Below are 12986 nucleotides of genomic sequence, written 5' to 3'. Positions count from 1 at the left end.
ACCCATCGCACCCGCCATGACCGCACTGCTGCTGATCGCCGGCCTCGTCCTCCTGCTCGTGGGCGCCGAGGCGCTGGTGCGCGGCGCCTCCCGGCTCGCCGCGGCCACCGGCCTGTCGCAGCTGGTGATCGGCCTGACCGTGGTCGCCTTCGGCACCAGCGCGCCGGAGCTGGCGGTCGGGCTCGATGCGGCCTGGCGCGGTTCGGTCGACGTGGCCATCGGCAACGTGGTCGGCTCCAACATCACCAACGTGCTGCTGATCCTGGGCCTGTCGGCGCTGGTCGCGCCGCTGGTGGTCTCGCGGCAGCTGGTGCGGCTCGACGTGCCGGTGATGATCGCCTGCTCGCTGGCGGTGCTGGCGCTGGCCTGGAACGGCCGCATCGGCCGCGTCGAGGGCATCGTCCTGGCGCTGGCCGCGGTCGCGTACGTGATCCTGCAGATCCGCGCGAGCCGGCGTGCGGGCGAGGACGCGCCGGTCCCCGCGCCCGACGCCGGAGCGACGGCCGTGCGCGGGCCGCGCGGCTGGATCGGCAACGGCCTGCTGGTCCTCGGCGGTCTCGCTCTGCTGGTGCTCGGCGCACGCTGGATGGTCGGCGCCGCGGTGACGGTCGCCGAGGCGCTGGGCCTGAGCGAGCTGGTGATCGGGCTGACCGTGATCGCGGTCGGCACCTCGCTGCCGGAGATCGCGACCTCGCTGCTCGCGACGCTGCGCGGCCAGCGCGACCTCGCCGTCGGCAACGTGGTCGGCAGCAACATCCTCAACCTGCTCGCGGTGCTCGGCCTCACCGCGGCGTTCGCCCCGGACGGCCTGCCGGTCGGCCGCGCGACCGTCCATTTCGACCTGCCGGTGATGATCGCCACCGCCGTGGCCTGCCTGCCGATCTTCTTCACCGGGCACTGCATCCGGCGCTGGGAAGGCGCGCTGTTCCTCGGCTACTACGTCGTCTACGTGGCCTACCTGCTGCTGCAGGCGACGCAGCACGACGCGCTGCCGGCCTTCAGCGGCACGATGCTCTATTTCGTGCTGCCGCTGACCGCGGTGACGCTCGCGGTGACGCTCAGCCGCTCGTTGCGGCACCGCTTCCGCGCACGCTGAGGGACGGCGTCGGCCGGCTCTCCTAGAATGCGCGTTCGATTCGCAGACGAGGCAGGCGCGTGAAGCTACTGGTGATCGGTTCGGGCGGGCGCGAGCACGCGCTGGCGTGGAAGCTCGCGCAGTCCGCGCGCGTCGACGAGGTGCTGGTCGCGCCGGGCAATGCCGGCACCGCGACCGAGCGCGGGTGCCGCAACGTGGCGGTCGGGGCGGACGACATCGACGCCCTGCTCGCGCTGGTGCGCGACGAGGAGGTCGCGCTGACCGTGGTCGGGCCGGAGGTGCCGCTGGTGGCCGGCATCGTCGACCGCTTCCGCGCCGAGGGGCTGCGCATCTTCGGGCCGACCGCCGCCGCCGCGCAGCTCGAGGGCAGCAAGGCCTTCGCCAAGGACTTCCTCGCCCGCCACGGCATCCCGACCGCGTTCTACGAGGTGTTCACCGAGGTCGAGCCCGCGCTCGCCTACGTGCGCGCGAAGGGCGCGCCGATCGTGGTCAAGGCCGACGGCCTGGCCGCGGGCAAGGGCGTGATCGTGGCCACGACGCTCGCCGAGGCCGAGGATGCGGTGCGCGACATGCTCGCCGGCAACGCCTTCGGCGAAGCCGGCGCGCGCGTCGTGGTCGAGGAGTTCCTCGAGGGCGAGGAGGCGAGCTTCATCTGCATGGTCGACGGCGGCCACGCGCTGCCGATGGCGACCAGCCAGGACCACAAGCGCGTCGGCGACGGCGACACCGGTCCCAACACCGGCGGCATGGGCGCCTATTCGCCGGCGCCGGTGGTCACCCCCGAGGTGCATGCGCGCGTGCTGCGCGAGGTGGTCGCGCCGACGGTGCGCGGCATGGCCGCCGACGGCGCGCCGTTCACCGGCTTCCTCTACGCCGGCCTGATGATCGACGGCAGCGGCGCGCCGCGGGTGATCGAGTTCAACGTGCGCTTCGGCGACCCCGAGACGCAGCCGGTGATGCTGCGGCTGCGTTCGGACCTGCTCGACCTGGTCGAGGCGGCGCTGGACGGACGCCTGCACGAGGTCGAGGCCGACTGGGACCCGCGTCCCTCGCTCGGCGTGGTGCTGGCGGCGTCGCCCTATCCGGCCACGCCCCGGACCGGCGACCGCATCCGCGGCCTCGATGCGGCGACCGCGGCCGACGCCAAGGTCTTCCACGCCGGCACCGCGCTGCGCGACGGCGCGGTGGTGACCGCAGGCGGCCGCGTGCTCACCGCCTGCGCGCTCGGCAACGACATCGCGCAGGCGCAGCGCAACGCCTACGCGCTGGTCGAACGCATCGCCTGGGACGGCGAGTTCCACCGCACCGACATCGGCTGGCGCGCGATCGCACGCTGAACCGGCACGCGATGCTTCGCAGGAGCGGCTTCAGCCTCGACGGCTGCTGCGTGGGAGGGGCTCCGGCCCCGACGGGACGCCATGTCGCGGCCGAAGCCGCTCCCACAGGAAGCGATAGCACCGCGCCCTGCGCACGCTGCTAGGCTCGCGCGGTTCCCGACACCGGACCGTGCGTGGCCGATTCCCAGTTCGCGCTGCTGGCGCAGCGCCGCTTCCTGCCGTTCTTCCTGACCCAGCTGGCGGGCGCGTTCAACGACAACGTCTTCCGCAACGCGCTGCTGGTCCTGATCGCCTACCGCATCGCCGGCCTCGACGCCGGCGCGATCGGGCTGTGGACCAACCTCGCCGCGGGCCTGTTCGTGCTGCCCTTCCTGCTGTTCTCGGCCAGCGCCGGGCAATGGGCGGAACGGGTGGACAAGGCGCGCGCGATCCGGCACCTGAAGCTCGCCGAGATCGCGATCATGCTGCTGGCCGGCGCGGGCTTCCTGTTCGCCAGCCTGCCGCTGCTGATGCTCGCGCTGTTCGGCATGGGCACCCAGAGCGCGCTGTTCGGACCGCTGAAGTACGCGATCCTGCCGCAGGCGCTGCAGGCGCGCGAACTCGTCGGCGGCAACGCGCTGGTGGAGAGCGGCACCTTCCTCGCCATCCTCGCCGGCACCCTCGGCGGCGCCCTGCTCATGGGCCGGGCGCAGCATGGGCCGGCGTGGACCGCGGTGTGCGGCGTGGCGGTCGCCGTCGCCGGCTGGCTCGCCAGCCGCGCGATCCCGTCGCTGCCGGCGGTGGATCCCGACCTCGTCCCGGACCGCAACCCGCTGCGGCAGACGCTGCGCACCCTGCGGGTCCTGCGCGGGCAGCGCGCGGTGCTGAACTCGGTGCTCGGGATCAGCTGGTTCTGGTTCTTCGGCGCCATCGTCCTCGCCCAGCTGCCGGCCTACGCGCGCGACGTGCTCGGCGGCAACGAGCAGGTGGCGCCGCTGGTGCTGGCGCTGTTCTCCATCGGCATCGCCGCCGGCTCGCTGCTGTGCGAGCGGCTGTCCGGACGCCGCATCGAGATCGGCCTGGTGCCGCTGGGCGCGTTCGGGCTGACCGTGTTCGGCATCGACCTCTACCTCGTACGGCCCGCCGCCACCGGCGCGAGCGGCCTCGGCGCGCTGGCCTTCCTGCAGGCGCCGGGTGGGCTGCGCATCGCCCTGGACCTGGTGCTGATCGGCGTGTCCGGCGGCCTCTACACGGTGCCGCTCTACGCCCTGGTCCAGCAGCGCGCGCCGCGGCGGCGGCTGTCGCAGACGATCGCGGCCAACAACATCCTCAACGCGCTGTTCATGGTCGCCGCCGCGCTGCTGGCGCTGGCGCTATTCGCGCTCGGGCTGACGATCCCGCAGGTGCTGCTGGCGACCGCGGTGCTCAACGGCCTGGTGGCGGTCTACATCTTCAGCCTGGTGCCCGAGTTCCTGATGCGGTTCCTGAGCTGGGTGCTGATCAACCTGCTCTACCGGGTGCGCAGCCGCGGCCTCGACGCCCTGCCGGAGGAAGGCCCGGCGCTGGTGGTGGCCAACCACGTCAGCTTCATGGACCCGCTGGTGCTGATGGGCTCGATCAAGCGCCCGGTGCGCTTCGTCATGGACCACCGGATCTACCGGCTGCCGCTGCTGAAACCGGTGTTCAGGGCCGCCGGCTGCATCCCGATCGCCGGCGCCAGGGAGGATCCGGCGCTGATGGAGCGCGCCTTCGAGGCCATCGCGCAGGCGCTGGACGCGGGCGAGGTGGTCGGCATCTTCCCCGAGGGCGGACTGACCCGCGACGGCGCGATCCAGCCCTTCCGCCCGGGCGTCGAGCGCATCCTCGCGCGCAACCCGGTGCCGGTGCTGCCGGTCGCCCTGCGCGGACTGTGGGCGAGCATGTGGAGCCGGCGCGACTCTGCGCTGGGCCGGGCGCGCCTGCCGCGGCGCATCCGCGCGCGGGTCGAGGTCGAGGCCGGCCCGCCGATGGCGCCGGGCACGGCCTCGGCCGCGGAGCAGGAGCGCGTGGTGCGCGCGCTGCGCGGCGACGACGCCTGAGGGCGCGCTACAGCACCCAGCCGGAGATCACGATCAGCGCCACGAACGCCAGCCACAGCAGCAGGACGCGCCACATCAGGCTCATCGCATCGCGCAGTTCGGCGGTACCGGCGGCGAAGCCCGGCGCCGCGCCCGCGTCGCCGTCGATCTCGACCACCAGCGCGTCGTTGCGGTCACGCTCGGCGTCGGCCAGCTCCACCCGCACGCAGCCGCGCGCGGCGGCGTAGAGGAAGCCGCGGTCGAGTCCCGGCCCGTCGCTGTGCCAGTCGCGCCAGGCGCCGACCACGGCGTCGAAATTGCCGGCCAGGGCCAGCGCCAGGGTCATCAGCTGCGCCGCCGGCCAGTCCAGCACGCGCAGCACGAGCGCGGCCGCATCGACCACCGCCCCCGGCAGGCGGACGCGCATGTCCGCGTCCGCGGTCAGCGCGACCAGCCGGTAGCCGAGCGCGCCGGCCGGCCCCAGCAGCAGGAACCACAGCAGCACGCCGAACCAGCGCAGCAGTGCGGCGTGCACCACCGCATCCACGCCCGCCCCCGGCACCGAGGTCACCCGCGGATACAGGCGCAGCAGCGCGGCGTGGCGCGCCGGCGGATCGGTCGCCCGCACCGCCGCGGCGACATCCTCGTCGAGATCGCGCGGGCCCCAGGCCCAGGCGAGGACGACGAAGGCCAGGACGGTGTCCCAGAAGCCCCGCGCCAGCAGGCCGTCGAGCACCGCGACCGCGACCACCGCCGGCAGCACCAGCGCCGCGACGACCAGCATCGCCAGCGCGCGCTCGCCGCGCTCCGCCTGCACGCGGTCGCCGAGCCAACCTGCCCAGCCGCGATACCAGCGCGCGTCCCGCAGCGCGGCGCCGCCTGGCGCGAAGCGGGCGAAGGCGACAACGGCGACGATGACCAGCAGGGCGCTCGGCATGGGCGGCGACGGCAGCGGAAGGCGCCGCGATTCTAGGCCCTGGGATCGTCCGGGTGTTCCCCGAGCCAGTCGTCGATCAGCCGGCGCGAGATCGACAGCGGCGGCGAGAGCTGCAGCGTCCCGGCGGCGACGCCGGCGCGGATCTCGCGCGCCGACAGCCAGCGCACGTCCTCGAGCTCGATCCCGCACACCGGCGCGGCGGGGCCGGCCTCGGCGCGGAAGCCGACCATCAGCGAGGCCGGGAACGGCCACGGCTGCGAGGCGACGTAGTGGCAGGCGGTGACGGCGACGCAGGCCTCCTCCATCACCTCGCGGCGCAGCGCGTCCTCGAGCGACTCGCCCGGCTCGACGAAGCCGGCCAGCACCGAATAGCGGCCGGCGGGCCAGCTCGCCTGGCGCCCCAGCAGCAGGCGCTCGCCGTCGGTGACCGCGACGATGATCGCCGCGTCGGTGCGCGGATACCACGTGCTGCCGCATTCCGGGCAGTTGCCCTGGTGGCCGCCGCGGGTGAAGGCCAGCGCGTGGCCGCAGACGCCGCAGAAGCGCTTGCGCGCCTGCCAGTGCAGCAGCGCGCGCGCATGTGCGAACAGGCGCACGTGCAGGTCGGAGAAGGCGGCCGCGGCCGCGCGCAGGTCGATGCGGTCGAGGTCGCCGGGCGGCACGTGGCCCGCCGTCTCCAGCGCCGTCAGCGGCAGTGCGAAGTAGCCGCGCCCGTCGCCGTCGAGGCCGAGGAAGCTCGCCGCCTCCCGCAGCGCGTCGCCCAGCGCGGCGCCGGTCGCGAGCCAGGGCGCGTCGCCCTGCGCCAGCGTGCGGCCCTCGCGGTCGACCACCAGCACGCCGGCCGCCGGCCACAGCGCGGCCAGCGCCGCGGCGTCGTCGCGCAGCGCATCGGCACGGTCGGGCGCGGGCCCGACGAAGGCGAACGGCGCGCCGGCCGCGCTCACACGGTGAACGAGCTGCCGCAGCCGCAGGTCGTCGTCGCGTTCGGATTGCGGATGACGAACTGGGCGCCGGTCAGGCTCTCGGTGTAGTCGACCTCGGCGCCCATCAGGTACTGCAGGCTCAGCGGGTCGACCAGCAGGGTCACGCCGTCCGTGGCCACGGCGAGGTCGTCCTCGGCGCGCTCCTCGTCGAAGGTGAAGCCGTACTGGAAGCCCGAGCAGCCGCCGCCGCTGATGTAGACGCGCAGGTTGAGGGCGTCGTTGCCCTCCTCCGCGATGAGTTCGCGCACCTTGGCCGCGGCCTGGTGGGTGAACACGAGGGGCGCGTCGAGCTGCTGGTAGCCGGGTTCGGTGGTCATGCGCTGGAGATGGGGCGGGCGTGGCCGCGATTCAACGCCTTCGGCCGGCCGTGGACAAGCCGGCGGACGCTGCGTTGCACCGGTTCAGGCCGGCGAGGCGGCGCGTTCGTCGGCAGCCTCTTCGTCGGCGGACGAGGCCATCCCGGGCCCGGTCAGCGCCGCCCGCGCCTCGCTGTGGATCAGCCGCCCGGAGAGCATGGCGCCGGCGGCCATGCTGACCACCTTGTAGTGGACGTTGCCCTCGACCCGCGCCTGCGCCGCCAGTTCGACCCGGCCGGAGGCGTGCACGTCGCCGCGCAGCTGGCCGTTGACCACGACCACCGGCGCGCTGACCTCGCCCTCGACGAAGCCGTGCTCGGCGATGGTCAGCACCGCCTCGTCGCCCTCGGCGCTGATGCTGCCGTACACCCGGCCCTCGATGTACAGGCCACCGCGGAAGGCGATGTCGCCGCGCACGGTCACGCCGGCGCCGATGAGGGTATCCACCTGCGGTGCGCTGCCGCGGTTACTGCGCTTGTTGTCGCCGAACATCGTCCTGGTCGCCCTCGGTCTGGGTCGCCTCCTCCCAGGGGAAGGCGCGTTCCACGCTGCCTGCGCCGTCCGCCTGCAGGCGGACGACGACGCGGCGCGGGGTGAAGCCCTCGGGCAGCAGGAAACTGCCCTCGAGCTGCTGGAAGTAGCGGAATGCGAACGGCTGCGGCGCGGCCTGCGGATCCTGCAGGAGGTCGCTCCAGGCCAGCGTCGCGAGCTTGCCGTCGCGGGTGCCCTCGACCTGCAGGCGCAGGCCGCCCCGGGTCACCGCGCCGCGGTTGAGGTTCTGGGTGAGGGTGGCGGCGTAGCGCCAGCTGCCGTCGGCGTCCGGCACGACGGTCACGGCATGCACGCTCAGGCCCTCGCGGCGCCCGGTGCCGCCCACCAGACGTTCGTAGAAGGCGACGTCGGCGCGCAGCGCGGCGATCTCCTCGTCGCGCCGCGCCAGCGTCTCCTGCAGCTCGAGGTTGGCGCTGCGGCTGATCTCGTCGGAGCGCCTGAGCGTCGCCACGCGCTGGCGCAGCTCCTCGATCACCGCCTGCCGGGCCTCGGCCTCCTCGCCGGCGCGCTCACCCTCGACCCGCGCCTGCGAGAGCTCGGGCGCGGCGCGCCGGGTGGCCCAGCTCCACGCGCCCACGATCGACGCCAGCCACACCACGGCGGCCACGATCGCCAGCAGGCGCACGTGCGGGCGCACCTGCACCACCCGGAAGCGGCGGTGGGAGTCGGGCGCGGGTGCGCTCATGGACACAGGGACTGCAGCGGGGGAGCCCCCGGATTTAGCCGCCGCGTGCAGAACGCGTCAAGCCGCGGGTGCGCAGACCCGGACACAGCGCGCATTCCGCGCGCCCCACGCATGCGCGGAGGGTGCCGCCCGCGTATGCGACACTGCCCCGCCCCCCTGCCGTCCTCCGCGTGCCGCCTTCCGCCGCCGAGGGACCTCCCGCCAAGGATCCATCGATGTCAGAACTGGAGCAGACCCGACTCGCGGAGTTGCGCCAAGCCTATCTCCGCCACCTGCCGCAGCGCGTCCAGGCGCTCGCCGGGCGCATCCAGCGCTATGGGGAGCAGGGCTGGGACGCGCCGGGACTGGCGCTGCTGCACGAGGACGTCCAGCGCCTGGCCGGCGCCAGCGGACGCTACGGCCTGGTCCAGGCGAGCCAGCGCCTGCTCGCCCTCGAGAGCCTGCTGGGCACGCACCGCGAGCGGCAGACCCTGCCGGATGCCGAAGGCCAGCGCCAGCTCGCCGCCCTGATCCAGGAGCTCGGAAGCCAGACACCGTCCATGCTCGCCGCCCAGGAGAGCGCCGGCGCCACGGCAGCGCTCCCGTCCGAGGCCGCGCCCGCCGCGGCGACGGCCCCGCAGGCGACCGCCGTCGGCACGGATGCAGCGGACGGATCCGCCGACGCGGAGGCCGACGCCGCGCCGCCGCGGATCCTGGTGGTCGAGGACAACCGCAGCGAGGCGATCTACGCCGAGGGCATCCTGCAGAGCGCGGGCATGCGGACCCGGGTGGTGGACCAGGCGGACGAGGTGGTGCCGGCCCTGGAGGCCTTCCAGCCGGACCTGGTGCTGATGGACCTCTACCTGCCCGACGTCGACGGCATGACGCTGACCGCGCGCATCCGCGAGAACGAAGCCTTCCTGCACCTGCCGATCGTGTTCCTCTCGGGCGAGGAAGACCCCGACAAGCAGTTCGAGGCCATCGACGCCGGCGGCGACGACTTCCTCTCCAAGCCGGTGCGGGCGCGGCACCTGATCGCGGCGGTGAATACGCGGGTGCGCCGCGCCCGCGCACTGGCGCGCCGCACGACCGCGCCGGCGCCCGCCCGCGACCCGCGCACCGGCCTGCACGAGCGCCGCTGGCTGCTGGACCACCTCGACGCAGGGCTGGCCACCGGCTTCGGATCCGCCGACGCCCCCGGCGGCGGCGTGCTGTTCATCGAGATGATCGGTGCCGCGCAGCTGCGCGAGCGCGTCGGCCTGCATGCACTCGACCGGGTCGCCGACGGCGTGGCCGCGATGATCGCGCGCCGCCTCGGCGACATGCCGGTCGCACGCTGGGGCGACGGCAGCTTCCTCGCCTACGCGCGCGAGGGCGACGACGCCGCCCTGGAGACGCTGGCCCGTGGCGTGCGCGAGGCGCTCGCCAGCCACGATATCGACCTCCAGGGAACCCGGCTGCGGGCGCGGGTGACCGTGGGCGTGTGCAGCCTCTCGCACCGCTTCGCCGACCTCAACGCCCTGCTCGAGGCGGTCGAGCGCGCGGCCCGCAGCGCGCGTGCCGCGCCGGTCGGCGTGGTTGCCTTCGCGCCGCCGCAGCATCCTTCGCAGGCCCGCGAGAGCGGCCTGCTCGAGCGCATCCGCGAGGCGATCGACGGCAGCGGCTTCGAGCTGATCTACCAGCCGATCGTCGCCGTCGCCGGCGGCGACCACGCCCAGTACCAGGCGCTGCTGCGCCTGCGCGAGCTGGACGGCAAGGTGTACCCGGCGGCGGAGGTGCTGCCGCTGGCGGAGCGCTCCGGGCTGATGCCCGCGATCGACCGCTGGGTGGTCGACCACGCGCTGGACGCCGTCGGCGCGCTGGCCAGCGACGGCGGTCCGCCGCGGCTGTTCGTGTCGCAGTCGCCGCTGACGATCGCGGCGCCGGACCAGGCCCGGTGGCTCGGGGCGCGCCTGGAGCGGCCGGGGCTGGCCGATGCGCTGATCCTGGAACTGCGTCTGGACGAGGTGCTGCCCTACCTGGACGAGGTCGAGGCCTTCTGCCGCGACATCGCGGCGCGCGGCGTGCGCTTCTGCCTGAGCCAGTTCCAGGGCGCCGACGGCGAACGCCTGCTGGAGCGGTTGCCGCTCGCCTACGTCAAGCTGGCGCCGCGCTTCGCCAGCGCCGTGGTCGAGGCGGCGGTGCGCGACGAACTGCGGGCGCTGATCGAGAAGGCGCACGCGCGCGAGGTCAAGGTGATCGGGCACCGGATCGAGGACGCCCAGGCCGCGGCCGCGCTCTGGATGAGCGGAATCGATTATCTTCAGGGAAATCTCGTTCAGGCACCGGGGCGCGAGCTCGGGTTCGATTTCCAGCAGGCAGTGCTTTAAGGCGCATCGACCGCGGGGACGGCCGCGCGCAGGGGGTGGGCGATGGGGACAGGTCAGCATCCGCAGGGTGCCGTGGCGCCGCAGGAGCGCGCGGGGCGGGCGCCGCGGCGCATCGAGGACGAGACGCCGCTGGTGCGCTGGCTGGCGCTGGCCGGCGCCGGCGGCGCCGCCGTGCTCAGCGCGCTCGACCTGGCCGGCTTCAGCGGCCCGTGGTCCGCCATCGCCTTCATCTCGGCGTTGCTGGCGATCGCCGCCATCGCCGGCCTGTGGCGGGCACAGCGCCGCCGCGCCACCCAGCTCGGCGAAGCCGTGGCCGAGGCCGGCCAGAGCAGCGCGAAGGTGGACGCGCTGCAGCTCGAGCTCCTGCATCACCGCCGGCTCGAGCACGAGCTCACCGAGGCCAAGCTCGCCGCCGAGGCCGCGACCATGGCCAAGAGCGAGTTCCTGGCGACGATGAGCCACGAGATCCGCACGCCGCTCAACGGCATCGTGCCGATGCTCGACCTCCTGCTCGACGCGCGCATGCCGCCGGACCAGCAGGAAATCCTGCGCACCGCCTACACCTCGGCGCAGCAGCTGCTGCGGATCGTCGACGACATCCTCGACTACTCCAAGCTCGAGGCGAACAAGCTCGAGCTGGAGTCGACCGGCTTCAACCTGCGCGAACTGCTCGACTCGGTCCTGCGGCTGATGCACAAGACCGCGGAGGGCAAGGGCCTGAAGCTGGAGCTGCGCCTCGACCCGTCGGTGCGCCTGCCGGTACGCGGCGACCAGGTACGCCTGCGCCAGGTGCTCACCAACCTGCTGTCGAACGCGGTGAAGTTCACCGACCGCGGCGGCGTGACCGTCAGCGTCAGCCGCCTGGGCGAGACGGCGCAGGCGCACGAACTGCGTTTCGAGGTCAGGGACACCGGCATCGGCATCCGCCGCGAGCGCGTCGCCGAGCTGTTCCAGGCCTTCGCCCAGGCCGATGCGTCGACCACGCGCCTCTATGGCGGTACCGGCCTGGGGCTGGCGATCAGCAAGCGCATCATCGAGATGATGGGCGGCAGCATCGGCGTGGAATCGGAGCCCGGCCGCGGCTCCACGTTCTGGTTCCAGGTGCCCCTGCTCAAGGCGCCCGGAGACATCGAGGGCGTGGTGCGCACCGAGCTTGCGGGATCGCGCCTGCTGCTCATCACCAGCGATCCGCTCCTGCAGCGCCGCCTCAGCCTGGCGGTCCCGAACTGGGGCGTCACCGCGACCCATGTCGAGACCACGCAGGAAGCGCTCGACCGCCTGCGCAGCGCGGTCAGCCGCGGGCCCCGCTGGCGCTACCAGGTGGTGCTGGCCGACCTCGCCGGGATGCGCAACACCGCGCTGGCGCTGCATCGCAACCTGCAGCGCACGCCTGCGTTCGAGAACCTCGCCGTGGTGTGGCTGCGCGGCGACGAGGCGCCGCCGCAGGAGCTCCTGCAGAGTAGCGCGCTGATGCTGTCGCGCACCCTGAGCGACGGCGAGATCCGCACCCAGGTCGCGCGCTTCCTCAGCGGCGCCGCGGACCAGGACGCCGGCACGCCGGCACCGCCCCCGACGCCCGCGGAACGGCACGCGCCGGATCCGGCGCTGCCGTTCGAACAGGAGCTGCCGGCACGGCCACCACGCGAGTTTGACGCGGAGATGGCGAGCCTGCTGGAAGCGATCACGGCACAGAGCCGCAGCGACGGTGCCGAGCCAGGGACGCCGCTGGCGGTCACCACCGACGCGTTCGCCCCCGATCCGAGCGACTACGCGCAAACGGCCGAATCCGTGGATACCTCCCGCCTCGATGCGCCTCCCCGCGGCCCCCTCGGCCGGCCCAGCCGCCTCGCCGGAAGGGTTCTGCTGGTGGAGGACAACCCCGTCAACCTGATGGTGGCGCAGCGCCTGCTGACCCTGGTCGGGCTGAGCTGCGACGCGGCCGAGAACGGCGAGCAGGCCCTGCAGCGCATGGGCGCCGAGCGCTACGACCTGGTGCTCATGGACTGCCAGATGCCGGTCCTCGACGGGTACGAGGCGACCCGGCGCTGGCGCGAGATGGAGAGCGGCGGCCAGCGCCTGCCGATCGTGGCGATGACCGCCAACGCCATGGCCGGCGACCGCCAGCGCTGCCTGGACGCAGGCATGGACGATTATCTCGCCAAGCCGGTCACCCGCGCCCAGCTCGAGGAGACCCTGGGACGCTGGCTGGATACGCGGCCGGAGCCGGAGCAGGGCGTGGTGGCGACGACCACCGACGGCACCGCGCAGACGGCGCTGGCGGTGGCCTCGATCGCCGCGCCGGTGGTCGACCGCGACATCATGGTCGAGCTGCGCGAGGTCATGGGCGATCCGGGTTACCTGCAGCTGGTGCGGGTGTTCCTCGAGGACGCGCCCAGGCACATCGAGCGCCTGCGCACGGCCGCCGCCCGCGGAGATCAGGCGGCCCTGGTGGCGCCGGCGCACACGCTGAAGTCGGCCAGCGCCAACCTCGGCGCGATGGCCGTGTCGGCCATCTCCAAGCGCATCGAGCAGGGCGCGCGCGACCAGAGCCTGTCGCGGCCGGTCGCGCTGGTGTCGCTGCTGGAAACCGAGTTCGGCCGCGCCGAGGCCGAACTGCGCCAGGAACTCAAGCTGGCATGAGCGACCGTCGGTGCCG

10 protein-coding genes are annotated in these 12986 nt (G+C 73.8%); 5 read left to right on the top strand and 5 right to left on the bottom strand.

Annotation, left to right across the window (positions count from 1 at the left end):
* The first annotated feature begins 16 nt into the window (after positions 1-16).
* From KB893_RS15130 to KB893_RS15120, 3 genes are all read left to right on the top strand, one after another.
* Positions 17-1096, top strand: a complete 1080-nt coding sequence (locus tag KB893_RS15130) for a calcium/sodium antiporter (protein ID WP_213173840.1) — start codon at positions 17-19, stop codon at positions 1094-1096.
* A gap of 59 nt (positions 1097-1155) precedes the next feature.
* Positions 1156-2433, top strand: a complete 1278-nt coding sequence (gene purD / locus KB893_RS15125; protein ID WP_211927995.1) for a phosphoribosylamine--glycine ligase — start codon at positions 1156-1158, stop codon at positions 2431-2433.
* A 173-nt stretch (positions 2434-2606) separates the two neighbouring features.
* Complete coding sequence (locus KB893_RS15120; protein WP_211927994.1) at positions 2607-4490, top strand: MFS transporter; 1884 nt, start codon at positions 2607-2609, stop codon at positions 4488-4490.
* Positions 4491-4497: 7 nt separating this feature from the next.
* Here KB893_RS15120 and KB893_RS15115 read toward each other — a convergent pair whose 3' ends face one another.
* The 5 genes from KB893_RS15115 to KB893_RS15095 form a co-directional block, all read right to left on the bottom strand.
* Positions 4498-5406, bottom strand: a complete 909-nt coding sequence (locus tag KB893_RS15115) for a hypothetical protein (protein WP_213173839.1) — start codon at positions 5404-5406, stop codon at positions 4498-4500.
* 32 nt (positions 5407-5438) lie between these two features.
* On the bottom strand, positions 5439-6350 hold the full coding sequence (gene nudC / locus KB893_RS15110) for an NAD(+) diphosphatase (RefSeq protein ID WP_213173838.1): 912 nt from the start codon (positions 6348-6350) through the stop codon (positions 5439-5441).
* Positions 6347-6706 (bottom strand): iron-sulfur cluster insertion protein ErpA, encoded by a 360-nt coding sequence (gene erpA / locus KB893_RS15105; RefSeq protein WP_213173837.1) that lies wholly within the window; start codon positions 6704-6706, stop codon positions 6347-6349. Before erpA ends, nudC begins: the two co-directional genes overlap by 4 nt.
* Before the next feature lie 84 nt (positions 6707-6790).
* The gene (locus KB893_RS15100) at positions 6791-7237 is read right to left on the bottom strand and encodes a bactofilin family protein (protein WP_211925527.1); all 447 of its coding nucleotides are present in this window, start codon (positions 7235-7237) and stop codon (positions 6791-6793) included.
* Positions 7212-7982: a DUF6776 family protein gene (locus KB893_RS15095; protein ID WP_246505693.1), complete on the bottom strand. Its 771-nt coding sequence runs from the start codon at positions 7980-7982 to the stop codon at positions 7212-7214. The genes KB893_RS15100 and KB893_RS15095 overlap by 26 nt, the downstream gene beginning before the upstream one ends.
* A gap of 215 nt (positions 7983-8197) precedes the next feature.
* On the opposite strand from KB893_RS15095, the gene KB893_RS15090 reads away from it, so the two are divergent.
* On the top strand, positions 8198-10330 hold the full coding sequence (locus KB893_RS15090; protein WP_211925526.1) for an EAL domain-containing protein: 2133 nt from the start codon (positions 8198-8200) through the stop codon (positions 10328-10330).
* A gap of 72 nt (positions 10331-10402) precedes the next feature.
* Positions 10403-12970, top strand: a complete 2568-nt coding sequence (locus KB893_RS15085) for an ATP-binding protein (protein ID WP_338026976.1) — start codon at positions 10403-10405, stop codon at positions 12968-12970.
* Positions 12971-12986 lie beyond the last annotated feature (16 nt).

Origin of the sequence: Coralloluteibacterium stylophorae, from assembly GCF_018122625.2 — a bacterium.
Classification (GTDB): domain Bacteria; phylum Pseudomonadota; class Gammaproteobacteria; order Xanthomonadales; family Xanthomonadaceae; genus Coralloluteibacterium; species Coralloluteibacterium stylophorae.
The sequence above is the reverse complement of the archived record's forward strand: the minus strand, read 5'-3'. Positions and strand labels throughout refer to the sequence as shown.